This is a genomic window from Allobosea sp. 10L422, assembly GCF_056395345.1.
Genome location: NZ_JBFTJI010000002.1, coordinates 139,048 through 165,608, shown reverse-complemented (window position 1 = coordinate 165,608; position 26,561 = coordinate 139,048). Strand labels below are relative to the sequence as shown.

Here is a 26,561-nt window from a genome sequence, read left to right as displayed (position 1 = left end):
GAGGATGTGACGATGCGAGCAACCCTGGCAACCGGGCGCGCACGCGCCATCGACCGGCGGGAGCGGCGCACGCCATGATCCGCCGCACGCTCGATGCGCTCTATCTTGCCGCCGGCTACCTCGCAGGGTTCTTTCTCGTCGGCATCTTCGTGCTGATGATGCTGCTGTCGGTCGGCCGCGAGATCAATCTCAACGTCCCCTCCGGCGACGACTTCACCGCCTGGTCCTTGGTCGCGATGGCCTTCCTTGGCCTTGCCCACACCTTCAGGAAGGGCGAGATGATCCGCGTCGGGCTGCTGCTCGAGCGCCTGCATGGCCGCGCGCGACGGATCGCGGAACTGGTCTCCCTGACGATCGCCGGGGCCTTCATCAGCTATTTCACCTGGCAGGCCGGAAAGCTCGCCTATGATTCCTGGCAGTTCTTCGACATGTCCACCGGCGTCGTTTCGGTGCCGCTCTGGATTCCGCAGAGCGGCATGGTCATCGGACTGGCGATCCTGCTGGTCGCGATCGCCGAGGAATGGATCACCGTGGCGCGCGGCGGCAAGCCGACCTACGAGCCCGAGCCGCCGCAGACGACGGAAGAGCTGATCGAGCGCGTCGCGCAAGGCGGGGGCGTCTGAGCCATGACCCTTCCAGTCCTCGCCATCGTCCTGCTCGGTTTCCTCGTCGTCATCCTCGCCAGCGGTGTCTGGATCGCCGTCGGCCTCGGCCTCGTCGGCCTGCTCGCCATGGTCCTCGTCACCGATGTCCCGATCGGACAGGTGCTGGCCACGACCGTCTGGAGCGCCTCGGCCTCCTGGACGCTGGCCGCGCTGCCGCTCTTCATCTGGATGGGCGAAATCCTGTTCCGGACGCGGCTGTCGGCGCAGATGTTCCAGGGCCTCGCCCCGTGGCTGCAATGGCTGCCGGGTCGGCTCGTGCATACCAATATCGTCGGTTGCGGCATATTCGCCGCCGTCTCCGGTTCCTCGGCGGCGACCTGCGCGACGATCGGCAAGATCGCCCTGCCGGAGCTCAAGAAGCGCGGCTATGACGAAGGCATCAGCATCGGCACGCTCGCCGGCTCCGGCACCCTCGGACTGCTGATCCCGCCGTCGATCCCGATGGTCGTCTACGCGGTCACGGCAAATGTCTCCGTGCTGCAGGTCTTCCTCGGCGGCTTCCTGCCCGGCCTGCTCGTGATGGCGCTCTATATGGGCTACGTCATCATCTGGTCCTGGCTGAACCCGAAGAAGGTGCCGCCGCGCGATCCGCCGATGGCGTTCATGGCCAAGGTCCACCAGTCCGCCAAGCTCGCGCCCTGTCTGCTGCTCATCGCGGCCGTCTTCCTCTCACTCGTGCTCGGCTTCGCCACCGCGACCGAGTGCGCCGCCTGGGGTGTGACCGGCGCGCTGTTCCTGGCTTGGTGGAGCGGCACGCTGACCTGGGGAACCTTCGTCGAAAGCGTGATGAGCGCGACGCGCCTGACCTGCATGATCATGCTGATCCTGGCCGGCGCGGCCTTCTGCACGGCGGCGATGGCCTATACCGGCATCCCGGCGGCGCTGGCGGACTGGGTCAAGGGCCAGTCGCTCTCCCCGCATATGCTCGTGCTGGCGCTGACCTGCATGTACATCATCCTGGGTTGCCTGATCGACGGCATCTCGATGATCGTGCTGACGGCGGTGATCGTGCTGCCGATGGTGAAGGAGGCCGGCTTCGATCTCGTCTGGTTCGGCGTCTACCTCGTCATCCATGTCGAGATGGCGCAGATCACCCCGCCGGTCGGCTTCAACCTGTTCGTGCTGCAGAACATGAGCGGCAAGGACACGATGACGATTGCGAAGGCGGCCTTTCCGTTCTTCCTTCTGCTGAACGTCGCCGTCATCATCATCACCACCTTCCCCGACATCGTGCTCTATTTGCCGAACCTGGCCTTCCCGGATCGGTGACCGTCGCAATCACAATCAACCAGAGAGAGGGAATGTCAGCATGATCAACCGCAGAACCTTGACGGCAGCCGCCTTCGCCCTCGGCGTCAGCGCGCTCGCCATGGCCGCCCCGGCCTCGGCGCAGACGAAGTGGAATCTCCCCAACGCCTATCCGACCGACAATCCGCATACGGAAAACCTCGCCCTCTTCGCCAAGGACGTCGAGGCTGCGACATCAGGCAAGCTCCAGATCACGGTCCATGCCAACGCGGTTCTGTTCAAGGCGCCCGAAATCAAGCGCGCCGTCGCCAGCGGCCAGGCCCAGATGGGCGAGGTCCTGATGTCGCTCCATGAGAACGAGGACCCGATCTACGGCATCGACGTGGTGCCCTTCCTGGCGACCAGCTTCGCCGATGCGAAGAAGCTCTATCTCGCCTCGAAGCCGGCCGTCGAGAAGAAGCTCGACGCGCAGGGCATCAAGCTGCTCTTCATGGTTCCCTGGGCGCCGCAGGGCGTCTACGCCAAGAAGGACATCAACACGGTGGAGGACATGAAGGGGCTGAAATGGCGCTCCTACAATGTCGGCACAGCCCGCCTCGGCGAATTGCTCGGCATGCAGTCCGTCACCATCCAGGCGGCGGAACTGCCGCAGGCGCTCGCCACGGGCGTCGTCAACTCCTTCATGTCGTCGGGCGGCACCGGCTACGATTCCAAGGTCTGGGAGTCGCTCGACCGTTTCTATGACGTCCAGGCCTGGATCCCGAAGGATGCGACCTTCGTCAACAAGGCGGCRTTCAACGCCCTCGACAAGCCGACGCAGGACGCCATCCTCAAGGCCGCCGCCGCCGCCGAGGAACGCGGCTGGAAGATGTGGCAGGATAAGGCCGGCTGGTACATCGACCAGCTCAAGGCCAAGGGCATGAAGGTGCAGGCACCGTCGCCGGAACTGGCGGCCGGTTTCAAGAAGGCGGGCGAGACGCTGACCGCCGACTGGTTGAAGAAGGCCGGCAGCGACGGCCAGGCGATCGTCGACTCCTATAAGAAGATGTGAGGCGGGCGCTTCGCCCCCGCGCCAAATCGCGATCACGGTCATCCCGGGCGACCGGAGGAAACCCGGGATCCATGCCGGAGTGATTCAGGCATGGATCCCGGATCGGCGCCGCTCACGCGGCTTGTCCGGGACGACGCAGCGTTTCTATTCAGGACGATCGAGCGCCATGACCTCTTCGCCCCCCGACGACCTCGGCCCGATCGTCTCCTCCGGCCACCTCGCATCGGGAGCATTACCGGCGCTCTCGGAATTCGAGTTCGCCATGAACATGACGGTGCATGCCTTCCAGCGCTGGATGATCCGTTGCATGGCGGCGGCCGGTATCGCTGACCTGTCGCCGCTCGACGTGCTCGTGCTGCACAACGTCAACCACCGCGGCAAACCGAAGCGGCTCGCCGATGTCTGCCTCGTGCTCAATATCGAGGACACCCATCTGGTGAACTATTCGATGAAGAAGCTCGAACGGCTGAAGCTGCTCAAGGGCGGTCGCAAGGGCAAGGAGAAGACCGTCGAGGTTACTCCGGCCGGCGAGGAGGCCTGCCGGCGCTACGCTCAGATCCGCGAGCAGCTCCTGGTCAAATCCGTCCGTGCGACCGGCACGGATCCCGCCCGACTCTCGGAGATCGCCGCCGCGATGCGTTCCCTGTCGGGCCAGTACGACCAGGCTGCGCGGGCGGCGGCGAGCTTGTAGTCAATCCGCCCCGCCAGGTTCCGGCAAGCCGGCATAGCGTGCGGCATATTCGGCTTCGAGCTTCGCATGCCTTGACCAGAACCCGCGGCGCGCGCTGCCGCTGAGCAGATCCTCCAACAGGCCCAGATGCATGTGCCAGCCGCCGGAAACGCTGGTCATCTCCGCCTTGCTGGGGAGCTTGCGGTGCGTCACCACCAGCAGGACCTTGTCGCCCTTGGGAGTCAGCGCGAACTCGACCTCGGACTCCGGCTCGCCGCCGCCACCCCAGGTGAAGGCGATGATCCGCGGCGCCTCGCAGCGCGTGATCGTGCCGGTCGCGCGCACGCCGTTCTCATGCACGCCGCGGTAGGCCTCCGGCGGTGCCTCATCGGTGATTTCGGAGTGCCTGAACAGCAGTTCGGCCTGCCCGCCGGCCCGCAGCTCGAACACCCCTGTCGCCAGCCATTTCCCGCGCTTCTCAGATTCCGCGATATAGGACCAAACGCGCTCGATCGGTCCCGGCAGCAAGCGCTCGAAGCGCACCGCCCCGCTTTCCAGCACGACACCATATTCGCTCATCGCGTTTCTCCCTCGCCCGCCTCGGGCTTTGCGAGTTCCTGCTCCAGCAGATCGAGATGGCGCCCCCAGAAGCGCCGCACCCGGCGCAGCCAGGCGTCGAAGGCATCGAGCCCGGCCGGGTCGAGCCGATAGATCCTCTGCTGGCCACGGACCTCGACCGTCACCAGCCCCGCCTCGCGCAACACCTTGAGATGCTGCGAGATCGCCGGGGGGCTCGCACTGAAGTGCGCCCCGATATCCCCAGCGGGAAGCGCTCGCTCCGCCAGCATCTCGACGATGCTGCGACGGGTCGGGTCGGCAAGGGCGGCGAAGCGGTCCATGCCGGAATGATTCCGCTCTCGCTTAATTAAGTCAATACTTAAATTATGAAGCAGCACCCGCGATGCTGCGGCGCAGGATTGCCAGAACTCCCGGACTCGGCCAGTTGTGGCCCGCTTCAGAGAACCAACGCCCCGCCATGACCGCCCGCAACGCCTCCCTCACCGGCATCGCCATGATGCTCCTCGGCATCCTGCTGTTTTCGCTCAACGACGTGATGGGCAAATGGCTGGTCGCCACCTACACGGTGGGGCAGGTCCTGGTGATGCGCAGCCTGGCCGCGCTCGTCGTCATCATGCCCTTCGTCTTCAAGCAGGGTGTACACCGAACCTTGAAGCCGGAGCGTCCCCGCCTGCAGGCGCTGCGCGTCCTCTTCGGCTCCGGCGAGGTCGCGCTGTTCTATCTCGCCGTCAGCTATCTGCCGCTCGCCGACACCATGACGATCTGGCTCGCCGCACCGGTCTGGGTCGTCATCCTCGCGGCTTTGCTGCTGGGCGAGCGCGTCGATGGCTGGCGCTGGCTTGCCGTGGCGCTGGGCTTCGTCGGCGTCGCTGTCGCCCTCAATCCGAGCGGCGCGAGCCTGTCCATGCCGGCGCTGATCGCCGTGGTCGGCAGCTTCTTCTTTGCTGCGATGATGATCGCCGGCCGGCAGCTGCGCGGCACGCCGGACGTGACGCTGGTGACCTGGCAGACGCTCGGCGCGCTGCTGATGGGCCTCGCGCTGCTGCCCTTCGGCTGGGTTACGCCGAGCCTGAAGGACGCGGCCCTGCTCGGCCTTCTCGGCATCGTCGCCATGACCGCGCATATCTGCGTCACCCGCTCGCTCAAGCTGGCGGAAGCCTCTGTCGTCGTCCCCTATCAGTATACGCTGATCGTCTGGGCACTGGTTTTCGGCTGGTTCATCTTCCACGACTGGCCGACACCGGCCATGCTGTGCGGCGCGGCTCTGATCGTGGCCGCGGGCCTCGCCCTGCTCATCCTCGAGCGCCGGGCGGCCCCCGCGCCGTCACCGATTGAAGCGACGGGAGCCGGTGCTCCCTGACGCCCGCCGACCAAGGACGGCCGGCAGACAACGGCCCCGGGAACCTCGTTCGATCTGTCCGGCGCCCCGTCAGTAGAGGCGCGTGCGATAGCCTTCTTCGAGATTGCGATCGGCCTCGTCGCCATCGACCGCCTTGGTCTGGTCCGCGATGATGCGGCCGAGCGTCGGGAAGCTATGGCGTGGCACCTGCGAAGCCGGGTCCCACAGCTTCGAGCGGATCAGCGCCTTGCCGCAGTGGAAATAGGCCTCCTCGACCTCGACGATCAGGCCGGTGACCGGCGCACGCTCAAGCATGGCCGACGGCGCCAGCAGTTCGGCATCGCGCGTAGCCCGCCCCTTGCCGTTCACGCGCAACGTCTCGGGAATGCCCGGCACCATGAAGACCAGGCCGACGCCGGGCGCGGACATGACATTGCCGAGGGAATCGACCCGGTTGTTGCCGCGCCGATCCGGAATCAGCAGCGTCTTGTCGTCGAGCACGCGCACGAAGCCGGGCCCGTCTCCGCGCGGGCTCGCATCGGCATTGCCCTGCGCATCGCAACTCGCCAGCACGAGAAACGGCGAGAGGGCGATGAAATCGCGGCAGAACCGGTCGAGCCTGCTCAGGACCTTGCCGGTCGCCAGCGGATGGACCGGGCCGATATGATTGCGCAACACATCGGCATCCGCGATGCGCGCGGCCGGATCGTCGAAGCAGTTCGTCATGGCGTCTCCCCTATCACGCACAATCTGTCCGAAGCCGGAGAAGCGCACCAGCATGGCATCCGACGAGATGCCCCGACTGTCTCGCATGACGCGGAGACTGTTACCGCAAAGACCCCAGGGCGCTCCGCAAGAGCAACGAGAAGCATCTTTTCTTGACCCTCGCCCGCGGCATCGCCATCGTGCCGTCTAGCTTTGCCCTCCTGAAGAGGCCTGATTCCATGCGCCGCGCCCTGCTGCGAACCGCCCTCGTCTCTCTCGCCTGCCTGACGGCCTTTGCCGCCGGCGCGACCGGCCGCCGCTACGTTGATCCCGCGGACCGGGCGGAGGCGCGCATCATCCCCTATTCCGGCAACGTCCCCGCCTGCGAGGATCCTGCCGTGCTCGACGAACTGACGAGCTGGTTCAACTCCCGCGAAGCGAAGTTCTGGGGCCCGCTTCGCGCGGTGAACTATGACCGCATCGCGCAGATCGGCTTTCGCCCCTGGGGCGACGACTTCATTCCGCGCCGCTTCTGCACCGGCCGCATCTTGCTCAACGACGGGAACTTCCACCGCGTCGATTATTCCGTCCGCGAGCGTCTCGGCCTCTTCGGGATGACCTGGAACGTCAACTGGTGCGTCAGCGGTCTCGACCGCAACCGGGCCTATGCGCCCGACTGCCAGATGGCGCGCCCCTGACGCGCAGAGCGCGCCATGATGAAGCGCCTCGCGCTCGCAGCCCTGTCGCTGCTTTGGTTCGGCGCCACCGCCTCCGCGCAGGGCTTCGGCTCGCGCGGCGGCACGCCGGGCGAGTTTGATTTCTACGTCCTGGCCCTGTCCTGGTCGCCCGGCTTCTGCGAACTCGATGGTGATCGCACCCGCAACCGTGAGCAGTGCGGCGAGGCCAACGGCCTTCGCTTCGTCGTCCACGGCCTCTGGCCGCAGAACGAGCGTGGCTACCCCAGCGATTGCGGGCCCGCCGGCCGTTCGCCCTCGCGGCTCGCGCTGAGCGAGGCGGATGGCTTGTTTCCGAGCGAAAGCCTTGCCCGCTACGAATGGCGCAAGCACGGCACCTGCAGCGGATCGAGCCCGGGCGATTATTTTCGCGATGTCCGCCGCGCCCGCGACAAGGTGGCTATTCCGCCGGCTCTCGCCAAGGCCGATCGCGACCAGAGCTGGACGGCGATCGATCTCGAACGCGCCTTCGTCGCGGCCAATCCCGGCCTGCGCACCGACATGATGTCCGTCGCGTGCAAGCGGGGCGTGCTGCAGGAAGTCCGAATCTGCTTGAGCAAGGATCTCCGCGAATTTCGCAGTTGCCAGCAGGTCGATCGTTCCGGTTGCCGCGCCCGCGAATTCACCGTCGTCGCACCGCGCTGAAAGCGGCTGTCGCGATGGCCTTTGCCGCTTTCAGGCGCGGGCCGCATGATCTACGAACGCAGCCATGAACTACCGCCACGGCTTCCATGCCGGAAACTTCGCCGATGTGCTCAAGCATGTCGTTCTCACGCGCGTCCTGCTGCATCTCGCCGCCAAGCCGACGCCCTATCGCATCATCGACACCCATGCCGGCAGCGGGCGCTACGACCTCGGCTCCGAGGAAGCGCTGCGGACGCATGAGTGGAAGGATGGCGTGGCGCGGCTCGACCAGTCGCCGCTCGCCCCCGCGGCCGAGGAATTGCTTGCCCCCTACCGTGCCGCGATTGCCGGCATCCGCGCTCTCTACGGAGCCGGCGCCTATCCGGGCTCGCCCTGGTTCTGCCGCAACCTCATGCGGCCCGAGGACCGGCTTATCGCAGCCGAGCTACATCCGCCGACCTATCAGAAGCTTGTCGAGGCGATCGGGCGCGACAGGCGTTGCAAGGCGCTGGCGATCGACGGCTGGACGGCACTCAGGGCCAATGTGCCGCCCAAGGAACGCCGCGGCCTCGTCCTGATCGACCCACCTTTCGAACAGAAGGACGAGTTTGCGACCCTCGCCGCCCAGTTCATCGCGGCCCACCGCAAATGGCCGACCGGCATCTACGCGCTCTGGTATCCGATCAAGGATCTCCGGGCTGTGGAGCGCATGGTGGAAGAGATCGTCGAGAGCGGAATCACCCGGATCCTGCGCCTGGAGATCGCGGTCGATCGGCCCGAAGCGGCAGGCGGCCTCGGTGCGACAGGTCTTTTGATCGTCAACCCGCCATGGCTGCTCGCCAAGGAAGCGGACATCCTGCTGCCGGCCCTGACCGAGCGGCTCGCGCAGGGGCCGCGACCGCGCTATCTCTGCGACGCGATCCGCCCCGACGGCTGATCGCCCGCTCTCCCGAAGGAATTCGCCGATGCTCGTCTTGCGCTCCTCCCCCGCCTCTCCCTTCGGCCGCAAGGTCAAGATGGCGGCCCTCGAACTCGGGCTGATGGACCGCATCGAAATCGTCGCAGCCGACACGACCGATCCGTCGGAGCCGCTGCGTCAGCAGAACCCGCTCGGCAAGATCCCGACGCTGATTCTGGACGACGGCACGACGCTGTTCGATTCGCGGGTCATCCTCGACTATCTCGACCATATCTCCGGCGGCAGGCTCATCCCGGCCGGCCAGGAGCGTTTCCTGCAGCTCCGTCTGCAAGCGCTTGCCGACGGTATCGCCGACGCAGCCCTGCTCCAGGTCTATGAAGGCCGCTTCCGCCCAGAGGAAGGGCGCAACCCGAACTGGCTGTCCCATCAGGAAGGCAAGGTTGCGCGCGGCCTCGCCGCGCTGGAGGCAGCGCCTCCCGCCTTCCCGGATCGCCCGCGTATCGGCGAGATCGCCTTGGCCTGCGCGCTCGGCTATCTGGATCTGCGCTTCGCGGGAAAATGGCGTGCCGCTCATCCGGCGCTCGTCGCCTGGCTCGACGATTTCGCGGCCCGCGTCCCAGCCTTCGAGACCACGCGCTTCAAAGGCTGAACAGCTCGACCGACATCGGCCATCCCGATGCCTTGATCAATCCGGTCCGCCGGCAGTCAAAAGCTGCCGGCGTTTCCATGGCAGAAGCTGGGCGGAGTATCCGCCGGACCGCGACAACAAAAAACCCGGTGGCCGAGGCCACCGGGTTCGTTCTGTCTCCGAGAGGAGAAGATCAGAACTTGTAGCTGAGGCGAGCGCGGACGACCGAGAAATCGGTGCCGACCTTGCCGGTGCCAGCCAGCGTGGTGATGTTCTTGTCGCCGAGGTCGACGTAGAGGTACTCGACGCCAGCGATCAGGTTGTTGGTGAAGGCGTACTCGAGACCACCACCGAGGGCCCAGCCGCCGGTGTGGGTGCGGTCGGACGAGAAGCCGATGCCCGGGATCGAGGTCTTCACGTTGCCATAGGCCCAGCCGCCGGTGATGTAGGGCATGAACCGGTCGAAGGCGACGCCGAGGCGAGCACGGACGGTGCCGAAGTACTCGGTCTTGACGCTGGCGCCGAAGAAGTTGCCACCGGTGCTGAGGTCAGCGCCCTGGATGTCAGCTTCCGCGCCGACCACGAACTGGCCGATCTGGTAGTTGTAGCCGACCTGACCACCGCCGACGAAGCCGTCGAGGTTGCCGATGTTGTTGAAGCCGTTGCTGTTCACGTTGCCCCAGCCGTAGCCGGCGTTGGCACCGATGTAGAAGCCGGTCCAGGTGAAGACGGGAACGTAAACCGGAGCAGCGACCGGGCCCTTGCGGGACGGCAGGTCGGCAGCCGAGGCAGCGCCAGCGGCGACAATGCCGAGCGCGGCGACGCTCGCAAGCAGATACTTCTTCATGATAAACTCCTTAGTCGTCGCAAGCGCCGGACAGGCCGGCAGGTGATTTCGATGAACCCTTTATAAGACAGGGCCACGGCTTTGTCTGTTGCATCGGAAGCACATCTGTCGTGCAGACCGCGGCAGAAATGCGGCACGAATGCGATGACTGCACGCAAATAGGTAAATACAGGTTAACCACGCTCATAGGAATAGGCATGCTAGATCGAATACTAATAACACGCTAGCCCCGCTCGCTGACGGGAACGGGTCCGGGCGACGAACGCAGCCCGCAGTTTAAGGTTCCACAATTTCAACGAGATCTGCCCAGGGCTTCAGGCACTAAACTTGCCGCACCGGACTGGACATGCTTAAGCCGTGGAATCTCAAGAAGTGACGGAACCGTGCCTCCTCTCTCGATTTTCCTCATCGCACTGAATGAAGTGGACCGCATCGGGCGCACCATCGAAGCCGCCCGCGCGCTCAGCGACGACATCGTGCTGGTCGACTCCGGTTCGACCGATGGGACTCAGGCCCTGGCGGAATCGCTCGGCGCCCGCGTGATCTTCAATCCCTGGCCGGGCTACGGCCAGCAGAAGCGCTTCGCGGAAGAACAGTGCCGTCACGATTGGCTCCTCAACGTCGATGCCGACGAAGTGCTGCCACCGGATCTCGTGGCCGAGATTTCCGCGCTTTTTGCCAGCGGCCCACCGCCAGCCGACGCCTACAAGATCCGCATCGCCGAGATCTTCCCTGGCGAGAAGGCGCCGCATCGCTTCGCCTATGCGCTCGCCCCCGTGCGGCTCTATCGCAAGAGCTGGGGCCGCTATTCGCTTTCGCCTGTGCACGACCGCGTCGATCTGCTGCCCGGCACCAAGGTCGGACGGCTGAAGGGTACGATCCACCACTTCTCCGTCCGGTCGCTGGGCGAGCAGATGGAAAAACTCAATGCCTACAGCGATGCCCAGGCGGATGATCTCGACGCCCGCGGCGAGACGCTCTCGGCATTCAGGCTCCTGGCCGAATTTCCCGCCAATTTCGTCAAGGCCTATATCGGCCGCCGCCATGCGCTGCGCGGCGTCTACGGCTTCATGACCGCGATGAATTATGCGTTCTATCGCTATCTGCGCGCTGCCAAGCATTGGGAGCGTCGGTTGCAGCGGCGCTCTTCCGTCAAGGGCGTGGTGACGCCCGGCGACCGGCCCTCCTCGGATGACTGAAGTCGCGCTGGTCACGGGCGGTGCGAGGCGTATCGGCCGCGCGATCGTCACGCGACTGGCGCAAGCCGGCTACGCAGTCGCGATCCACCACGGTGACAGTCGCGATGAGGCCGAAGCCCTGGCCGCCGAACTCCGCGGCGCCGGTTCCGCCTGCTGCACCCTCGCCGCCGATCTCGCCGATACGCAGGCCGTGTCTGCCTTGATTCCGGCAGCTGCGGAGGCGCTGGGGCCGGTCACGCTGCTGGTCAACAGCGCCGCGAGCTTCGTCGACGACGATGTCCGCTCGCTCGACGTTGCAGCCTGGGATCGCCAGTTCGCAGTCAATCTGCGCGCGCCCTCGCTGTTGATTGGGGCCTTGGCGACACATCTGCCGGAGCAAGCGGGCGGAGCGGTCGTCAATATCGTCGACCAGCGCGTCTGGAAGCTGACGCCGCAGTATTACTCGTACACGCTGACCAAGGCCGCCCTGCTCACCGCGACGCGAACCCTGGCGCAGGCGCTCGCCCCGCGGATTCGTGTCAACGCGGTCGGCCCCGGCCCAACCTTTCCCAACGCCTATGACGGCCCCGCGCTGATGGAACAGGAGGCGGCAGCGACCTTGCTCGGCCACAAGGTCTCCCCGGGCGAGATCGCCGAGGCCGTTCTCTACCTGGCTCGGGCGCGCTCGGTGACCGGCCAGATGATCGCGGTCGATGCCGGCCAGCATCTCGGCTGGCGCACGCCCGATATCGTCGGCTGATTCTCAGGCTTCGCTGTCGGGCCGATAGGGAGCACGTCCGCTCGCCAGTGCCGAATCGAGCAGTTCGAGCCGATCCTGCCCCCAGAACACCTCGCCATCGAGCACATAGCTCGGTGCCCCGAAGACACCGGCCTCGACGGCCTGACCCAGCGCGGCCTCGTAGCGTTGCCGGATCGGCGGGCTGTCGGCCGCGGCGAGCAAAGCCAACCCGTCGAGCCCCGCTCGGTTCGCGCAAGCCAGAAGCGCTTCAGGGCGGCCCATGTCTTCGTCGCGTGCCCAGACGCCCGCCATCACATCGCTGATGAAGGCAAAAGGATCGCCGCCACCAGCCGGAATCGCGGTCGTCATCCGGTCGGCCAAGGACGGATCGAACGGAAAATGCTTGGGCTGAAGCACGAGCGGCAGGCCGCGCCGCTCACGCCAGCGCTGAAGATCGACCAACCTGTAGTGTTGCCGCACGGGATGCCGTTTCGGCAGTGGCAGCCCGCCCGTCTCGTCGAACACCGAGCGCAAGGGCATCGGCCGGTAATCGATCGTGCAGCCATGCCGGCGCGCAATGTCGTGGAAGGTCGCGTTGCCCAGATAGGTCCAAGGCGAGTGAAGCGAGAAGTAATAGGTGATCGAGCGGGACAAGGCGGCCTCCGACTTCTTCCGGGCGCAGCATCCCCGCCCGGAGTGTCGCTCGCAAGGTTGCGCCCCTGCAGAAAACGCAGCCCGGCTCCGCGGGAAGCCGGGCTGCCGTATTCGCGGACCGCTGTCAGGCTGCCCTGTTCTTGAGCGCGCCGATGATCGCGGTCAGGACGGCGCCGCCCGCGCCGCCCGCGATCAGGTTCGTCAGGACCCCGCCAACGCTGAGATTGCCACCCTGTGCAGCCGCGCTGATCGCGGGCAGCACGAGCGGGACGAGCTGGCCGAGCACGCCGCCGCCTACCAGCCCGGAAATCGTATTGCCCAATGTCCCGAGATCGAAGCTGGGACTGGTCTTGCCGGCGGCATTCCCCCCGATCGCACCGGCGATCAGGTTCATCAGAATCTGTTCCATCTCGGCCCCCGCATGTGAATGCATCGCCCGAAGAACGTCTGTGAGCCGGGGAAGCGATGCATTCCCACCAGCCTGCAGCGACGATGACTCCGCTTGCGGGCCGCGACAAGCGCTATGACCGTTCCGTCGGCAGTTTCCCGTTCAGTCGAGCACGATCGCCGAAATCAGGCGGCCGTAATCGGGTTCGCCGCGATGGGTGGTGCGCCGATAGCTGAAGAAGTGCTTCTCGTCGCCATAGGTGCACAGGCCCATATCGACGAATCGGCCGATTCCCGCCTCCTGCGCCTTGAGCGTGATGAAAGCCGGGAGGTCGAACAGCGCATGGGCCGGCCGCTCGGACGGCGTGAAGAAGCGCGCATAGGTCCGGTTCTCAGCCTTGAAACGCTCGATGAATTCCGGCCCCACCTCATAGGCCCTTGCGCTGATGGTCGGCCCAAGCACGGCCGTGACACGCTCTCGCCGTGCGCCGAGCTTCTCCATCGCGGTCACGGTCGCGCCGACGATGCCGGTGAACGCCCCCTTCCAGCCGGCATGGGCGGCGCCCACCACCCGCGCCTCGCTGTCCGCGAAGAGGATCGGCCCGCAATCGGCCGTGCTGACGCCGAGCGCGACATGCGATGCGGTCGTCACCATCGCATCGGCCTTCGGCCGCTCCCCCGCCCAGGGCCCGGTGACGACCGCCACATCGGCGGAATGCACCTGGTAGAGGCTGACGAGATGTGCCGGCTCGACCGCGAGGTGCTGCGCCATCCGCATCCGGTTCTCGGCGATGGCGGATGGATCGTCCGAAGAGCCCAGCCCGCCGTTCAAGGAAGCATAGATCCCGGTCGAGACGCCGCCTTCGCGGGTGAAGAAGGCGTGGCGGATGCCGGGCTCTCCGGCGAGTTCGCGGGCGGTGATGAACATGGTTCGAGTCCGGTTTGAGCGAAGGCGCTGGAGGCTCGCTGAAGTCAGCCCTGATCTGGCAGTCGATGAAGGTCAAATCCGGGCAAGGGCGGCAGGTTCCGCTGCGATAGCGCGAGAACCTTGAACAAATCGCCCATGCCGGTCTCGCCGGGTTCGATCAACCGGTCGAAGGCCGCGGAGATCGCCGCGCGCTGGGCGGCATCGGCCTTGAGCGACAACGCCTGCGCCCGCTGCGGAAGTCCCAACGTCAACAGGAAATCGCGCTGGCTGGCGGGGCCGTGCAGTGCCGCCCCCGCCTTGAGCGCGACCTGCCCCATCCGCTCGAAATCGACATGGACGGTGAGGTCGGCCTCCCCCGGCTCCGCCAGCGGATCGACGAATCCATGCCGTTTCATTGCCTGCAGCGTATCGCCGAAGCCGGAGCGCGCCGAGCCATAATCGACGAAGAGCGCCGCGCCGCCCTCCGCCGCGACATGTCCGGCGACCTGTGCGACGATGTCGAGCGCGAGCGTCGGCTGCTCGAAAACCGTTCCGGCTGGAGCGGAGACGTCCAAAGCGTCCTTCATCTCCGCAGCCAGACCGAAAGCCAGATTGCCTGCAGTATCCAGCCCCACGAGCCGCTCGCGCCAGCCTTCGGGCGTCATCACGAACTGGTCGAGCGGCAGCGCGTCGAGAAATTCGTTGGCGACGATGATCGCGGGGCCGGACAGCGCCTGGGCGACCGTGTCATGCCAGACCGGTTCGCTTCCCATCAGCGTCGCCGCCTGACGCTGGCGCAGGGCCGGGCTGGTTTCGACGAGATGGACCGAGGCCGCCTCGTGGAAGCCGGGCACGACCCGCGTCGCGCGCAGCATGTCGGCCATCAACGTGCCGCGCCCCGGGCCGAGCTCGACGAGGCGCAGCCGCGCGGGCGCGCCCATCGCCTGCCAGAGATGGGCGGCCCAGAGCCCGATCAACTCGCCGAACATCTGGCTGATCTCGGGCGCCGTGGTGAAATCCCCCTCCTGTCCGAAGGGGTCGCGCGTCATGTAGTAGCCATGGCGGGGATGGCCGAGCGCCAGCGCCATATAGCGGCCGATGCCGATCGGCCCCTCCTGCCGGATCAGATCGGCGATCTCGGCCTTGAGCGCGCTCACGCACGCACCTCGCCCCGCGCGGCGTTCCGGCTGCGCAGCACGAGCCAGAGCCCGGCAAAGAACACCGGCAGCGACAGCAGCATGCCCATGGTGATGCCGCCGGAGAGCGCATTGACCGAGGTGCCGAACAGGAAGCCGAGCTGTGCGTCGGGCTCGCGGAAGAACTCGCAGACGATACGGGCGAGCGCATAGCCCATGCCGAAGATGCCGGCGACGAGTCCCGGCCGCCTGAAGCCGCCGAAGCGGACGACGAGGTTCACCAGGATGAAAAGCAGCAGGCCTTCGCCGAGCGCCTCATAGAGCTGGCTCGGATGGCGCGGCACCGGCCCGCCATTGGGGAATATCATCGCATAGGGAAAGTCCGGCGCCGGCCGGCCCCAGAGCTCGCCATTGATGAAGTTGGCGATGCGGCCGAGGAAAAGCCCGATCGGCACTACCGCCGCGGCCAGATCGAACACCGACAGCGCCGGGTAGCCGCGCCGCTTCGCGAACAGCCACAGGCCCAGTGTCGCGCCGATCAAACCGCCATGGAAGGACATACCGCCCTGCCAGATCGCGAGGATATCCTGCGGCCGCTCAAGATAGCGCGGCAGATCATAGAACAGCACGAAGCCGACCCGTCCGCCGAGGACCACGCCGAAGGCGACGAAGAGCAGCATATCGTCGAGCTCGACCGGCTGCGGCCGCGCCCGCCCGCCCCAGAGCCCGTCGGAAGCGACGAGGCGGCGCGCATACCACCAGCCGCCGAGGAGGCCGACGACATAGGCCAGCCCATACCATTTGATCGCGAGCGGCCCGATCTGAACCGCGACGGGATCGATCATCGGGAAAGGGATGGCGAAGACGGGCATGACCAATATCCGGCGGCGGGGGCACGGTGATGGCCGCGCGCCCGCTCAATGGTCAAGGAAAAAGGCTTGCCCGTGGCACGCTGCCTCAGAGCTTGACGATCATCTTGCCGAAGTTCCTGCCCTCGAGCAGGCCGATGAAGGCCTCGGGTGCGTTCTCCAGCCCCTCGACGATGTCTTCCTTGTACTTGACCGCGCCTTCCCCGATCCAGCGCGCCATCTCCTCGCGGAAAACCGGGGCCTGGGCGATGAATTCGCGTTGAATGAAGCCGCGGATCGTCAGGCTCTTGGATAGCACCTGGCGCATCAGCACCGGCAGCCGGTCCGGCCCCGGAAAATCGCCAGTCGCATTGTACTGAGCAACGAGACCGCAGACCGGGATGCGGGCGAAGGTGTTGAGCAGCGGAAAGACGGCATCCCAGACATGGCCGCCAACATTCTCGAAATAGACGTCGATTCCGTCCGGGCAGGCAGCCGCGAGCTTCCCGGCCATGTCGGGATCGCGATGGTCGATGACCGCATCGAAGCCGAATGTCTCGCGCACGAAGGCGCATTTTTCGGGTCCGCCGGCGATGCCGACCGCCCGCGCTCCTTTGATCCGCGCGATCTGCCCCACTGCCGAGCCCACGGGCCCGCTCGCCGCCGCGACGACGACGGTCTCGCCCGGCTTGGGTTGGCCGATGGTGAGTAGCCCGGCATAGGCGGTGAAGCCGGGCATGCCGAGCACGCCGAGCGCCGTCGTCACCGGCGCGCTCTTCGGATCGAGCTTGCGCAGTTGCGAACCGTTCGCCACCGCATGGGACTGCCAGCCGGAATAGGACAGCACGAGGTCGCCGCGCCTGAAGGCAGGATCGCGGCTTTCGAGCACCTCGGCAACCGTACCGCCCTCCATCACCTGCCCGATCTCGGTCGGAGCGGCATAGGACTTCGCCGCGCTCATCCGCCCGCGCATATACGGGTCGAGCGAGAGATATTGGACCTTGAGCAGCACCTGCCCTTCGGCGATCGCCGGGATGGCCGCGTGCTCCGCCCGGAAATTCTGCGGGCTGGGGCGCCCTTCCGGGCGGGAGGCGAGAACGATCCGAACACTGTCAGACTGGGACATGAGCTTCGATCCTTGATGAATGCACGGCATAGGCCGGGCTTTCCCATATTGGGCCGGCCTTGCGTCTGCGACAGCCCCGGATCTGCATTCCGAGGCGACGGCAAGCGCATCTGCGGCATGGCGAGATCATGCCCGAACCGCCTTCAGCCTCGATCGCGACGCTCCCTCAGCCGATCGAAGGCCGATGGCAGCGACCGCCCGCGCCACGCCGCGATGACGGCATCGGCATTGGCCTGCATGTCCTGCGTCCCGTCCACGTCGAGATCATAGAGGCAGTAGGAGTGGATGCGGAAATAGTCGCGCCGCGCATCGCCGACCGGCCGGTCGCCCCGCACCAGCTCGCGGCGCTCCAGTTCAGGGAGTTCGCAATGCACGCCGACGAAGAACACGTCGTGCCCGGCGAGCGTATCGGCGAGCCTGAGCAGCCAGTCCTCGCTCTCCATGATGTGCTCGACGATGAGATCGTTGCCAGCTTCGACATAAGCCAGCAGCGAGCGCTCGAAGCCGAGGAAGAAGGCCTCCCGCATCCTCCGCCAGTCGAACTCGCCGCTCTTGATCCGCGCCGTCGGCAATACGCCGGAATCACGGAGGTGGTCGATCGAAATATGCCAGAACGGGGCGTCGATCCGGCCCTGCAGCGCCCGCGCCAGCGAGGATTTGCCGCTGCTCGACGCGCCGTTGAACAGGATGATGCGGCCGGATTTGAACGGCATCATGTCTCGGTCGCCGGCATCGCATCGCTTTCGAGTGTCGCCAGCAGCTCTTTGAGGAGTTCCGCCAGAGCCGTTCGTTTGGGAGGGCTGAGGCTTTCGAGAAACTGTGCCTCGCTCGCCATATCGGCGCGAAGCGCCTCCTCGGCTCGCTGGAAGCCTTGTTCAGTCAGGACGACGAGGACGCTTCGCCCATCCTCCGACGATTTCTCGCGGCGCACCAGCCCGGCCTTTTCCAGCCGCCCCAGCCGGTGCGTCAGCCCGCCGGAGGTAATCATCAGGGAACGATAGAGCGCCGTCGGCGTGAGCCGATAAGGCGGCCCGCTGCGGCGCAGGGTACTGATAACGTCGAACTCGCCGCGATCGAGCCCAAAGCCCGCGAAGGTCTCCTCGATGCTGGGACGAACGAGATTGGACAGGCGATACGCCCGCCCCAGGATCGCCGTGGGCGTCGTGTCGAGATCCGGCAATTCGCGGGCCCATTGAGCCCTGACGCGCTCGACATGGTCCATCTTCGTCATCGCTCGCCCCACACGCGCTTCGTCCCCTCATCTGCCTTGGCCCGGCTCCCGCGCCAAGAGATATCTTGACGAGAAGATATATTCAGTCCAACTATCTTTGTGCAAAGATAACTGAAGGAGTGTGATGCCGATGATGATCGACAGCAACGCCCTGCGCAGCGGCACAAGCCGCACTGCCCGGTTCGAAGGCGGCAGCTACGGTTCGCAGGTGTCGTTTTTCCTGATCGACAACGAGCCCGGGCAGGGACCGGGCCTGCATGTTCATCCCTATTCGGAGACTTGGGTGATCCGGTCCGGCGAAGCAGAGTTCACCCTCGGGACGGAAAAATTGCGAGCTGGCGCTGGCACGATCGTGGTCGGGCCGGCCGGCGTTCCGCACAAATTCGTCAACATCGGAACGGGGCGGCTCGAGCTGGTCTGCATCCACGCCAACGAGGCGATCGTTCAGGAGTGGATCGACGACGATGCCGCGGCTTGAACGTGCCCTGGCACAGGTCGCGGCGAAACGAGATGCGGCGGCTCACCGCCTTCGTCAGGGCCGGCGCCGCTTCGACAGTGGCAATGGCCGCCACTCGACGGACAGATGATGCGAGCGAGCTCTTGAGAGCGCCATATCGTGATGGCTGCCCTGCCGGGATATCCTCCCGGCCAAGCGTGTCAGAGCGGCTTGGCCGCAGCTCGGCGCGGGCGCTTCACCGCCGCAGCGCTGCGCGGCGCCTTCGCCTTGGCCGCAGCTTCCTCGGCGTCTCTTGCAAGTCGCAGGGCTCTCAACTTCTCGGTCTTCAGGCGCGTCTGGCTGGATTGGTCCTCAAGCGCCTGCCACGCAACAAGCGTATCTCGCTTGCGTTGCTCGGTCGTCTCGAAAGCCGCCTGCGCCCGGGCCTTGATCTCGTCCAGCTTCATGTTCCGACTAGACATGGGAAACTCCTTCTCGGCAGGCGACAGCTGATCGATGCTGATCAGATGGAAGGCGGACGCGGCGCTCCGCTACGTGCCTTGCCGACGGGCAGCTTGCGCTTCGGCGCCGGCAGCAGCCCTTCGCGCTGCGCTTGCTTGCGCGCGGCCTTCTTGGCGCGGCGAACGGCCTCGCCTTTTTCTCGGGCGCGGCGCTCGGACGGCTTCTCATAGGCGCGGCGCTGCTTCATTTCGCGAAACACGCCTTCGCGCTGCAGCTTCTTCTTCAGGACACGAAGCGCCTGCTCGACATTGTTGTCCCGAACGAGAACTTGCATGACTACCCTTTCCAAAAAACACAAAGGGTCGGGCTAGCTGATCCCGACCCCTTACTCACCGTTGCCGAGAAACGTATCGTCGTGGCCTGGTATACCCGTGACCCCTCAAATCGCCGTTGCTCGCGCCTCTAGCGGCTACTCGGCGCGCAGATTATCGGCCGAGCTCTTGCCGGACCGCTTGTCCTGGACCAGCTCATACGAAATCTTCTGACCTTCACGTAGATCGCGCAGACCCGCGCGCTCTACCGCGCTGATATGGACGAACACGTCCTGTCCACCATCGTCAGGCTGAATGAAACCAAAACCCTTGGTCGCATTGAACCACTTAACTGAACCCGAAGCCATCGGCGCCTCCCGCAAGCGCGCTTATTCAAGCCGCATGGGTCACATGCAGCGGCGAATTCGATAAAAGGAAGAAATCATCAGCGTGTCGCGCTCACAAGGCGCGAATGGCCAAGTCATCAGGCCTAAATCGAGATTAACGAATAGAACGCGATCAACATGATGTCAAACCGAGATCAGATCGACGGGCGAATGAAAACGCCCCCTGCCCGCGGCGCGACGAAAGACAACGTTGAGAAACCATCGCCGATTTCGCTCGACGTTAAGCGGAGCGCGGGCCGCCGCTGTCGGAGCACAGCCATCCCCGTGCCGCTCCTGACATGACGAAGCCACTGCGACATCCTACATGAACATCATGAATCGCGAACGTCAGGACGATCTGCCCCAAGACGAGTTCGATGACGAGGAGGATGCACTCCCCGTCGAGCCGACACCCGATCTTGCGGAGGCTGCGCCCGGCGCGCTCAAGGCCGGCATCGAAATCATCCAGCAATTCGCCAGGCATCTTCCGAACAAGCCCGGCGTCTACCGGATGTTCGACCGTGCGGGCGAGGTGCTCTATGTCGGCAAGGCCAAGAGCCTGAAGAACCGCGTGACCTCCTATGCCCGCGGCATGGCGCACACCAACGCCGTGGCGCGCATGATCGCCGAGACGGCGAATATGGAGTTCGTCACCACCGGCACAGAGACCGAGGCCCTGCTGCTCGAGTCGAACCTGATCAAGCAGCTCAGGCCGCGCTACAACGTGCTGCTGCGCGACGACAAGTCGTTCCCCTACATCCTGCTGACGGGGGACCATGACGCGCCCGCGATCCTGAAGCACCGCGGCTCGCGCCAGCGCAAGGGCGATTATTTCGGCCCCTTCGCCTCGGTCTGGGCGGTGACGCGCACCATCGACGCGCTGCAGAAGGCCTTCCTGATCCGCACCTGCTCGGATTCCTTCTACGAGAACCGCACGCGCCCCTGCCTGCTCTTCCAGATCAAGCGCTGCGCCGGCCCCTGCACAGGCGAGATCTCGATCCCCGATTATCAGGCGCTGGTCGGCCAGGCCCGCGACTTCCTCTCCGGCCGCTCCTCCGCCGTGAAACAGCTGCTCTCGGCGCGGATGCAGGAGGCCGCCGAAGAACTCGAATTCGAGAAGGCCGCACGCTACCGCGACCGTCTTGCCGCGCTCTCGGCCGTGCAGGCCGGCCAGGACATCAACACGCAAGGCGTGGAAGAGGCCGATGTCTTCGCCATCGACGAACAGGCCGGGCATTTCTGCGTCGAGATCTTCTTCTTCCGCAACCACCAGAACTGGGGCAACCGCGCCCTGTTCCCACGCGCCGACCGCTCGCTGACGCCGGCCGAGGTGCTGGCCTCGGTCGTCGCCCAGTTCTACGACGACAAGCCGCCGCCGCGCCTCGTGCTGCTCTCGCACCCGGTCGAGGAGATCGAGCTGATCGGCCAGGCGCTCTCGGCCCGCGCCGGCCGCAAGGTCGAGGTCGCCCATCCCAAGCGCGGCGAACGGGCCGACCTGATGGCCCATGCCGTCAAGAACGCCCGCGAGGCGCTTTCCCGCAAGCTCGCTGACAATGCCGGCCAGAGCGCGCTGCTCGCCGCGCTCGGTGCCGCCTTCGGCATGGAGACCCCGCCGCGCCGGGTCGAGGTCTACGACAACTCGCACATCATGGGCACGAACGCGGTCGGGGGCATGATCGTCGCCGGACCGGACGGGTTTATGAAGAGCCACTACCGCACCTTCAACATCTCGACCGACACCATCGCCGGCGACGATTTCGGCATGATGCGGGAGGTGCTGACACGCCGGTTCTCAAGGCTCGCGAAGGAGGAAGGCATTTCTCTGAGCCCTCATCCTGAGGAGGCCGCGGATGCGGCCGTGCCGAAGGATGCTCCAGAGAGTGATGGAACCTCCGCGACCATCCTTCGAGACGCGCCCGATGGCGCTCCTCAGGATGAGGGCTCGCCGAAGAAGCCCCGCAAGGCGCCAAAGCCGCGCAAGGACGAGGACGGCTTCCCATCCCGTCCCGATCTCGTCATCGTCGATGGCGGCAAGGGACAGTTCTCCGCAGCGCTCAAGATCTTGAAGGAGCTCGGCGCCGCCGACATCCCGCTCGTTGCCATCGCCAAGGGGGAAGACCGCAATGCCATGCGCGAAACCTTCCACATGGCGGGTCGCGAGCCCTTCAAGCTGCAGCCGCGCGATCCCGCGCTCTATTTCATCCAGCGCCTGCGCGACGAGGCGCATCGCTTCGCCATCGGCACCCACCGCGCCAAGCGCAAGCGCGAGACCATGAAGAACCCGCTCGACGAGATTCCCGGCATCGGCCCCTCGCGCAAGCGCGCGCTGCTGCTGCATTTCGGCACGGTGAAGGCGATCCAGCGCGCCAAGCTCGACGACCTCATGCGCACGCCCGGCGTCAATGCGGCCACGGCCAAGGCCGTGCATAATTTCTTTCACGATGCGTAGAGCATCACGCGAGAATGCGCGAACCGGTCTTTCGGAGGCACAATGCCCCGGATTTCCGCAATCCAGCACGTTTTTCGCATTCGGACGGCCCCGGCCGAATGCGACATGGTCTATAACTCCCGCCACATTCACGCTGTTGCGTGTTGACGCTGCCGCAGCGGCCTTGCTTTGGTGCTCGACGTGACGATTCTTCCTGACGCCATCAGGCGGCGCGGCCCCTGGTCGCTGCCCAACCTCCTCACTTACGGGCGGATCCTGGCGATCCCGGCCTTGGTGGCGATTCTGTTCTGGCCGCGCGACGACTGGATGCGCTGGCTCGCTTTGGCGATCTACACCCTCGCGGCGATCACCGACTATTTCGACGGCTACATCGCCCGCGCCTGGAGCCAGCAATCGGCCATCGGCCGCATGCTCGATCCGATTGCCGACAAGCTCCTCGTCGCCGCCCTGCTGCTGATGCTCGTCTATACCGGCCAGATCGAGGGGTGGACGCTCTGGGCCGCGATCGTGATCCTCTGCCGCGAGATCCTCGTCTCGGGGCTGCGCGAGTTCCTGGCCGATCTCAAAGTGAGCGTCCCCGTCAGCAAGGTCGCGAAGTGGAAGACGACGGCGCAGCTCTTCGCGCTCGGCTTCCTGATCGCCGGCCCGGCGGGCGACAAGGTCCTGCCGGGGAACACCCAGATCGGGATCGTGCTGCTCTGGGCGGCTGCGGGTCTGACGATCTATACCGGCTGGGATTATTTCAACGCCGGCATCCGTCACCTCGTCGAGCAGGACGAGCGCATGCCATGAATGCCGTCGCCGCCGCCACCACCGCTGCGACCCGCCGCGTGAAGCTCGTCTATTTCGCCTGGGTACGCGAACGCGTCGGCCTGCCGGAAGAGACGCTCGATATCCCCGCCGACCTCGCCACCGTCGCCGATCTCTTGCGCTGGCTGAAGGCGCGCGGCGAGAACTATGAAGCCGCTTTCACCAACGAGGCCGTGGTGCGAGCCGCGCTGGATCAGGTTCACACCAAGCCGCAAAGCCCGCTTGGCAACGCCCGCGAGATCGCCTTCTTTCCGCCGATGACCGGCGGCTGAGGCCGCCATGACACCCCTTATCCGTATCCAGCGCGAGGATTTCGAGCTTTCGGACGAGATCGCAGCGCTCAGCCACGGCCGTGCGGACATCGGTGCCGTCGTCTCCTTCATCGGGCTTTGCCGCGATGAATCCGGCGCGCTCGCCGCGCTGGAGCTGGAGCACTATCCCGGCATGGCCGAGGCTGAGATCGGCCGTGTCGCGGCCGAGGCCGCAGCGCGCTGGCCGCTCATGGGGCTCGTCGCGATCCACCGCTACGGATTGATCCGGCCGGGCGAGCAGATCGTGCTGGTGCTCGCAGCTTCTGCACACCGCCGCGCCGCCTTCGAGGCTGCCGACTTCATGATGGACTACCTCAAGACACGCGCGCCCTTCTGGAAGCGCGAACACCGCGCGGACGGCACGCTCGGCGGCTGGGTCGAGGCCAAGACGGATGACGACGATGCGGCGAGACGCTGGGAAGAAGCGCCCTGAAATGCTGAGGGGCTTCGCTCTCGCCGGTGGGTGGATGCTGCTCCCGGCCCTGGCCGCGGCGGCAGCCCCGGAGCCGAAGACGTTTCGCGACTGGATGGCCGGCTGCGACAATCTCAAGAGCTGCACCGCCCTGTCGCTGCCCCCGGAGAGCGCCGACGCCGTCGCCTATCTGCGCCTGGAACGCCCTGCTGGGCCTGACGGTGCGGCCAACCTCGTCCTGCGCTTGCGCGGCGACTGGAAGAAGCCTCCGGCAGCGCTTCAGCTCAAGCTCGACGGCGCGCCCTTCCCCGCCGGCGGCAAGCCGCTCCCGGCAGCGGCCGATGGCGACATGGTGTCGCTATCCTTCCAGCCTGCCGAGATCGCGACGCTGATCGAAGCAGCTCGGAAGGCAACCAAGCTCGCCATATCCGCGCCCGGTGTGACAGCGACCATTTCGTTGTCCGGCTCGGTCGCAGCAATGCTCTGGATCGACGAGCAGCAGGGCCGGCTGAACACGACTTCGGCTCTCATCCGCAAGGGCAACGGCATCTCCGTTCCGGCAGCCCCGCCGCTGCCGATCGTCACGGCAAAGCCCGCGGCCGGCACGCTGTCGGAGAAGGACGGAAAAGCGCTCGCTGCGTCGCTGCGCAAGCAGATCAAACAACGGGACGCCGATCTTTGCGAGGATGACGAAATGCTGGTCGCGGCCGATGAGGCCTGGGCCCTCGACGGCGAGCGCCGCCTCGTTGGCCTGGCCTGCTCGCGCGGCGCCTACAACGTCTCCACTGGTTTCTGGATGGTGGAGCGCGGCGATGTCACAGCCGCGAAGCCTGTCGCTCTGCCGGAGGGCGAAGGCGATGCGAAGAACATGCTGACCAATGCTGATTTCGACCCGAAGACCGGCCGGCTGAGTTTCTTCGCCAAGGGCCGCGGGCTCGGCGACTGCGGCGCCACCGGCGGCTACGCCTGGACGGGCACCGCCTTCGTCCAGACCGAGTTCGGCATGATGGGCGAATGCCGCGGCATCGGCCCGGACGACTGGATCACGCTCTACCGGAGCGAAGTGAAATAGCCGCGTCATTCTCGGGCGGAGCAAGGCTTCGCCCGAGAATCTGGTGACGAAAGATCACTGGTTTCCGAGATGCCCGGGTCAAGCCCGGGCACGACGGCTGCGTGTTACGCCGCCTTCGACTGCGGGCGCACCGCGGCCGAGTAATCTTCCATGATCACCTTGCCCATGTTGCCGGTGATGAAGTTGTAGGGGCCGATCTCGGACACCAGCGTCACCTCGGCGGCGGAGCCGGTGATGAAGCACTCGTTGAAGCCTTCCAGCTCCTCCGGGCGGATGCGCCGCTCCACCACCTCGAAACCGCGCTGCTTGCACAAATCGATCACCGACTGACGGGTGATGCCGTTGAGGAAGCGGTCGGCCAGCGGGGTGTGGACCACGCCGTCCTTGATGAAGAAGATGTTGGCGCCGGTGCATTCGGCGACATTGCCTTCCCAATCCAGCATCATCGCATCGGCATAGCCGGCGCGCTCCGCCTTATGCTTCGACAGCGAGCAGATCATGTAGAGGCCCGCCGCCTTGGCATGAACAGGCGCGCAGGCCGGGTCCGGCCGGCGATAATCGGCAACGTCGAGGCGCACGCCCTTCAGCTTCTGCGCCATGTCGAACATGCTCGGCCATTCCCACACCGCGATGGCGGTATGGATCTTGTTGTTGATGCCCGACACGGCCATCATCTCCGAGCCCCGCCAGGCGACGGGACGGAGATAGGCGTCCTTGAGCCCGTTCTCCTTCAGGCAGAGATACTTGGCCTCGTCCAGCTCGGCGACCGAATAGGGGATCGTGAAATCCATGATCTCGGCCGATTTGTGGAAGCGCTGCGAATGCTCCGCGCACTTGTAGATGACGCCGTCATAGGCGCGCTCGCCCTCGAACACGCAGGAGCCGTAGTGGAGCCCGTGGGTCAGTACGTGMAYCTTGGCGTCCTTCCACGGCACGAGCTTGCCGTCGAACCAGATSACGCCGTCGCGCTGGTCGAAAGGAATGACTGACATGGGACCTTCTCCTGGGTGCTTCCTCGCTCCGAACTCCGGCACAGCCGATTTGGGAACGCAAGCATGGGTCTAAAGCTGCGCCGCGACGATCGGCTTTGAAATAATCGTTCGCTCAGCGCCCTTGACCGGTAATCTTCCGTCTGAGATATGTCAATAAGGCTGACCCAAATTTTTGGAAGCGTGCTTTTGACCTTGTCCGAACCTCGCCCTGACGACGCCCCCCTGAAGCCCTCGTCCGAGGCCGTTCCGCACGACCTGATCGAGCTGCTTTTCTTCGCCTATCGCGATTTCGTCGGAGACCCCGACAGGATACTCGCGGATTATGGCTTCGGCCGGGCGCATCACCGCGTCCTGCATTTCGTCCAGCGCTGTCCGGGTCTGACCATCGCCGAGCTGCTCGACATCCTGCAGATCACGAAGCAGAGCCTGAACCGCGTCCTCAAGGAGCTGGTCGAGAAAGGCTATATCGAGCAGCGCACCGGCCGGCAGGACAAGCGCCAGCGCCATCTCCACACAACCGCCGCCGGGCAGGACCTAGCGCTTCGCCTCGTCCGGCTCCAGGCCAAGCGCATCAACCGGGCGCTCGAGGGCGTCGGCCCCGAGGCAGCGGCAATCGCCGCGCAATACCTGGCCGCCTTGATCGATCCGGCGGAGCGGCCGAAGGTCGAACGCCTGCTGACGAAGCCCTGACAAGCGACCCGCCTC

At 65.7% G+C, this 26,561-nt stretch carries 34 protein-coding genes; 18 read left to right on the top strand and 16 right to left on the bottom strand.

The features are described from left to right. Positions 1-74 precede the first annotated feature (74 nt). From AC1DEZ_RS05140 to AC1DEZ_RS05125, 4 genes are all read left to right on the top strand, one after another. Positions 75-623 carry a TRAP transporter small permease gene (locus AC1DEZ_RS05140; RefSeq protein ID WP_441512030.1) on the top strand — a complete coding sequence of 183 codons (549 nt, stop codon included), beginning with the start codon at positions 75-77 and terminating at the stop codon, positions 621-623. Between the two features lie 3 nt (positions 624-626). After that, positions 627-1,934 carry a TRAP transporter large permease gene (locus AC1DEZ_RS05135; protein ID WP_476778895.1) on the top strand — a complete coding sequence of 436 codons (1,308 nt, stop codon included), beginning with the start codon at positions 627-629 and terminating at the stop codon, positions 1,932-1,934. 40 nt (positions 1,935-1,974) lie between these two features. Continuing rightward, positions 1,975-2,964: a TRAP transporter substrate-binding protein gene (locus tag AC1DEZ_RS05130; RefSeq protein ID WP_476778894.1), complete on the top strand. Its 990-nt coding sequence runs from the start codon at positions 1,975-1,977 to the stop codon at positions 2,962-2,964. Positions 2,965-3,130: 166 nt separating this feature from the next. Beyond that, on the top strand, positions 3,131-3,655 hold the full coding sequence (locus AC1DEZ_RS05125) for a winged helix DNA-binding protein (protein ID WP_441512027.1): 525 nt from the start codon (positions 3,131-3,133) through the stop codon (positions 3,653-3,655). On the opposite strand, the gene AC1DEZ_RS05120 is transcribed toward AC1DEZ_RS05125, so the two are convergent. Both AC1DEZ_RS05120 and AC1DEZ_RS05115 read right to left on the bottom strand, forming a co-directional pair. Next, a complete protein-coding gene (locus AC1DEZ_RS05120; protein ID WP_476778893.1) occupies positions 3,656-4,213 on the bottom strand; it encodes an SRPBCC family protein in 558 nt (185 codons plus the stop codon). Continuing rightward, entirely contained in the window at positions 4,210-4,533 is a 324-nt protein-coding gene (locus AC1DEZ_RS05115) for an ArsR/SmtB family transcription factor (protein ID WP_476778892.1), read from the bottom strand. Before AC1DEZ_RS05115 ends, AC1DEZ_RS05120 begins: the two co-directional genes overlap by 4 nt. Before the next feature lie 137 nt (positions 4,534-4,670). Between AC1DEZ_RS05115 and AC1DEZ_RS05110 the strand changes: the two genes are divergently transcribed. Then, entirely contained in the window at positions 4,671-5,573 is a 903-nt protein-coding gene (locus AC1DEZ_RS05110) for a DMT family transporter (RefSeq protein ID WP_476778891.1), read from the top strand. Positions 5,574-5,642: 69 nt separating this feature from the next. Here the strand turns inward: AC1DEZ_RS05110 and AC1DEZ_RS05105 are convergent, their stop codons facing one another. After that, positions 5,643-6,278 carry a pyridoxamine 5'-phosphate oxidase family protein gene (locus tag AC1DEZ_RS05105; RefSeq protein WP_476778890.1) on the bottom strand — a complete coding sequence of 212 codons (636 nt, stop codon included), beginning with the start codon at positions 6,276-6,278 and terminating at the stop codon, positions 5,643-5,645. 152 nt (positions 6,279-6,430) lie between these two features. On the opposite strand from AC1DEZ_RS05105, the gene AC1DEZ_RS05100 reads away from it, so the two are divergent. From AC1DEZ_RS05100 to AC1DEZ_RS05085, 4 genes are all read left to right on the top strand, one after another. Further along, the gene (locus AC1DEZ_RS05100) at positions 6,431-6,955 is read left to right on the top strand and encodes a hypothetical protein (RefSeq protein WP_441512023.1); all 525 of its coding nucleotides are present in this window, start codon (positions 6,431-6,433) and stop codon (positions 6,953-6,955) included. Between the two features lie 18 nt (positions 6,956-6,973). Beyond that, positions 6,974-7,636 carry a ribonuclease T2 family protein gene (locus tag AC1DEZ_RS05095; RefSeq protein ID WP_476779343.1) on the top strand — a complete coding sequence of 221 codons (663 nt, stop codon included), beginning with the start codon at positions 6,974-6,976 and terminating at the stop codon, positions 7,634-7,636. 64 nt (positions 7,637-7,700) lie between these two features. Beyond that, positions 7,701-8,552, top strand: coding sequence for a 23S rRNA (adenine(2030)-N(6))-methyltransferase RlmJ (locus tag AC1DEZ_RS05090; RefSeq protein ID WP_476778889.1), 852 nt, complete (start codon positions 7,701-7,703; stop codon positions 8,550-8,552). Between the two features lie 28 nt (positions 8,553-8,580). Continuing rightward, a complete protein-coding gene (locus tag AC1DEZ_RS05085) occupies positions 8,581-9,183 on the top strand; it encodes a glutathione S-transferase (RefSeq protein ID WP_476778888.1) in 603 nt (200 codons plus the stop codon). Between the two features lie 172 nt (positions 9,184-9,355). On the opposite strand, the gene AC1DEZ_RS05080 is transcribed toward AC1DEZ_RS05085, so the two are convergent. After that, positions 9,356-10,009: an outer membrane protein gene (locus tag AC1DEZ_RS05080; RefSeq protein WP_476778887.1), complete on the bottom strand. Its 654-nt coding sequence runs from the start codon at positions 10,007-10,009 to the stop codon at positions 9,356-9,358. Between the two features lie 383 nt (positions 10,010-10,392). On the opposite strand from AC1DEZ_RS05080, the gene AC1DEZ_RS05075 reads away from it, so the two are divergent. Both AC1DEZ_RS05075 and AC1DEZ_RS05070 read left to right on the top strand, forming a co-directional pair. After that, positions 10,393-11,208, top strand: a complete 816-nt coding sequence (locus tag AC1DEZ_RS05075; protein ID WP_441512019.1) for a glycosyltransferase family 2 protein — start codon at positions 10,393-10,395, stop codon at positions 11,206-11,208. Then, entirely contained in the window at positions 11,201-11,947 is a 747-nt protein-coding gene (locus AC1DEZ_RS05070) for an SDR family oxidoreductase (RefSeq protein ID WP_476778886.1), read from the top strand. The genes AC1DEZ_RS05075 and AC1DEZ_RS05070 overlap by 8 nt, the downstream gene beginning before the upstream one ends. A 3-nt stretch (positions 11,948-11,950) precedes the next feature. Here AC1DEZ_RS05070 and AC1DEZ_RS05065 read toward each other — a convergent pair whose 3' ends face one another. From AC1DEZ_RS05065 to AC1DEZ_RS05030, 8 genes are all read right to left on the bottom strand, one after another. After that, complete coding sequence (locus tag AC1DEZ_RS05065) at positions 11,951-12,580, bottom strand: DsbA family protein (RefSeq protein WP_476778885.1); 630 nt, start codon at positions 12,578-12,580, stop codon at positions 11,951-11,953. Between the two features lie 124 nt (positions 12,581-12,704). Beyond that, the gene (locus AC1DEZ_RS05060; RefSeq protein WP_441512016.1) at positions 12,705-12,989 is read right to left on the bottom strand and encodes a hypothetical protein; all 285 of its coding nucleotides are present in this window, start codon (positions 12,987-12,989) and stop codon (positions 12,705-12,707) included. 141 nt (positions 12,990-13,130) lie between these two features. Beyond that, positions 13,131-13,895 carry a peptidoglycan editing factor PgeF gene (pgeF, locus tag AC1DEZ_RS05055; protein ID WP_476778884.1) on the bottom strand — a complete coding sequence of 255 codons (765 nt, stop codon included), beginning with the start codon at positions 13,893-13,895 and terminating at the stop codon, positions 13,131-13,133. Between the two features lie 44 nt (positions 13,896-13,939). Continuing rightward, positions 13,940-15,031, bottom strand: a complete 1,092-nt coding sequence (locus tag AC1DEZ_RS05050; RefSeq protein ID WP_476778883.1) for a class I SAM-dependent methyltransferase — start codon at positions 15,029-15,031, stop codon at positions 13,940-13,942. Further along, the gene (gene lgt / locus AC1DEZ_RS05045) at positions 15,028-15,882 is read right to left on the bottom strand and encodes a prolipoprotein diacylglyceryl transferase (protein WP_476778882.1); all 855 of its coding nucleotides are present in this window, start codon (positions 15,880-15,882) and stop codon (positions 15,028-15,030) included. The genes AC1DEZ_RS05050 and lgt overlap by 4 nt, the downstream gene beginning before the upstream one ends. A gap of 85 nt (positions 15,883-15,967) precedes the next feature. Beyond that, complete coding sequence (locus tag AC1DEZ_RS05040; protein WP_476778881.1) at positions 15,968-16,984, bottom strand: NADP-dependent oxidoreductase; 1,017 nt, start codon at positions 16,982-16,984, stop codon at positions 15,968-15,970. Positions 16,985-17,127: 143 nt separating this feature from the next. Continuing rightward, positions 17,128-17,700: a chloramphenicol phosphotransferase CPT family protein gene (locus tag AC1DEZ_RS05035; RefSeq protein ID WP_476778880.1), complete on the bottom strand. Its 573-nt coding sequence runs from the start codon at positions 17,698-17,700 to the stop codon at positions 17,128-17,130. After that, positions 17,697-18,215 (bottom strand): MarR family winged helix-turn-helix transcriptional regulator, encoded by a 519-nt coding sequence (locus AC1DEZ_RS05030; RefSeq protein WP_441512010.1) that lies wholly within the window; start codon positions 18,213-18,215, stop codon positions 17,697-17,699. The genes AC1DEZ_RS05035 and AC1DEZ_RS05030 overlap by 4 nt, the downstream gene beginning before the upstream one ends. Before the next feature lie 130 nt (positions 18,216-18,345). Here AC1DEZ_RS05030 and AC1DEZ_RS05025 point away from each other — a divergent pair, with 130 nt between their 5' ends. Further along, positions 18,346-18,693: a cupin domain-containing protein gene (locus tag AC1DEZ_RS05025; protein WP_476778879.1), complete on the top strand. Its 348-nt coding sequence runs from the start codon at positions 18,346-18,348 to the stop codon at positions 18,691-18,693. 179 nt (positions 18,694-18,872) lie between these two features. On the opposite strand, the gene AC1DEZ_RS05020 is transcribed toward AC1DEZ_RS05025, so the two are convergent. The 3 genes from AC1DEZ_RS05020 to AC1DEZ_RS05010 all read right to left on the bottom strand — a co-directional run bounded on the left by AC1DEZ_RS05020 (position 18,873) and on the right by AC1DEZ_RS05010 (position 19,792). Further along, a complete protein-coding gene (locus AC1DEZ_RS05020; protein ID WP_441512008.1) occupies positions 18,873-19,133 on the bottom strand; it encodes a transcriptional regulator in 261 nt (86 codons plus the stop codon). Positions 19,134-19,174: 41 nt separating this feature from the next. Beyond that, positions 19,175-19,447, bottom strand: coding sequence for a 30S ribosomal protein S21 (rpsU, locus tag AC1DEZ_RS05015; RefSeq protein WP_441512007.1), 273 nt, complete (start codon positions 19,445-19,447; stop codon positions 19,175-19,177). Between the two features lie 135 nt (positions 19,448-19,582). Further along, positions 19,583-19,792, bottom strand: a complete 210-nt coding sequence (locus tag AC1DEZ_RS05010) for a cold-shock protein (protein ID WP_441469865.1) — start codon at positions 19,790-19,792, stop codon at positions 19,583-19,585. 352 nt (positions 19,793-20,144) lie between these two features. On the opposite strand from AC1DEZ_RS05010, the gene uvrC reads away from it, so the two are divergent. The 5 genes from uvrC (at position 20,145) to AC1DEZ_RS04985 (ending at position 24,864) form a co-directional block, all read left to right on the top strand. Continuing rightward, entirely contained in the window at positions 20,145-22,259 is a 2,115-nt protein-coding gene (gene uvrC / locus AC1DEZ_RS05005) for an excinuclease ABC subunit UvrC (protein WP_476779342.1), read from the top strand. A gap of 171 nt (positions 22,260-22,430) precedes the next feature. Further along, positions 22,431-23,051 (top strand): CDP-diacylglycerol--glycerol-3-phosphate 3-phosphatidyltransferase, encoded by a 621-nt coding sequence (gene pgsA, locus AC1DEZ_RS05000; RefSeq protein ID WP_441512006.1) that lies wholly within the window; start codon positions 22,431-22,433, stop codon positions 23,049-23,051. A 38-nt stretch (positions 23,052-23,089) separates the two neighbouring features. Then, a complete protein-coding gene (gene moaD, locus AC1DEZ_RS04995; RefSeq protein WP_476779341.1) occupies positions 23,090-23,341 on the top strand; it encodes a molybdopterin converting factor subunit 1 in 252 nt (83 codons plus the stop codon). Between the two features lie 7 nt (positions 23,342-23,348). Beyond that, complete coding sequence (locus tag AC1DEZ_RS04990) at positions 23,349-23,813, top strand: molybdenum cofactor biosynthesis protein MoaE (protein ID WP_476778878.1); 465 nt, start codon at positions 23,349-23,351, stop codon at positions 23,811-23,813. 1 nt (position 23,814) lies between these two features. Continuing rightward, complete coding sequence (locus tag AC1DEZ_RS04985) at positions 23,815-24,864, top strand: DUF1176 domain-containing protein (RefSeq protein WP_476778877.1); 1,050 nt, start codon at positions 23,815-23,817, stop codon at positions 24,862-24,864. Between the two features lie 104 nt (positions 24,865-24,968). Here AC1DEZ_RS04985 and AC1DEZ_RS04980 read toward each other — a convergent pair whose 3' ends face one another. Then, positions 24,969-25,856 carry a branched-chain amino acid aminotransferase gene (locus AC1DEZ_RS04980; RefSeq protein ID WP_476778876.1) on the bottom strand — a complete coding sequence of 296 codons (888 nt, stop codon included), beginning with the start codon at positions 25,854-25,856 and terminating at the stop codon, positions 24,969-24,971. A gap of 147 nt (positions 25,857-26,003) precedes the next feature. Between AC1DEZ_RS04980 and AC1DEZ_RS04975 the strand changes: the two genes are divergently transcribed. Then, positions 26,004-26,546 carry a MarR family winged helix-turn-helix transcriptional regulator gene (locus tag AC1DEZ_RS04975; RefSeq protein ID WP_441512001.1) on the top strand — a complete coding sequence of 181 codons (543 nt, stop codon included), beginning with the start codon at positions 26,004-26,006 and terminating at the stop codon, positions 26,544-26,546. Positions 26,547-26,561: the final 15 nt, after the last annotated feature.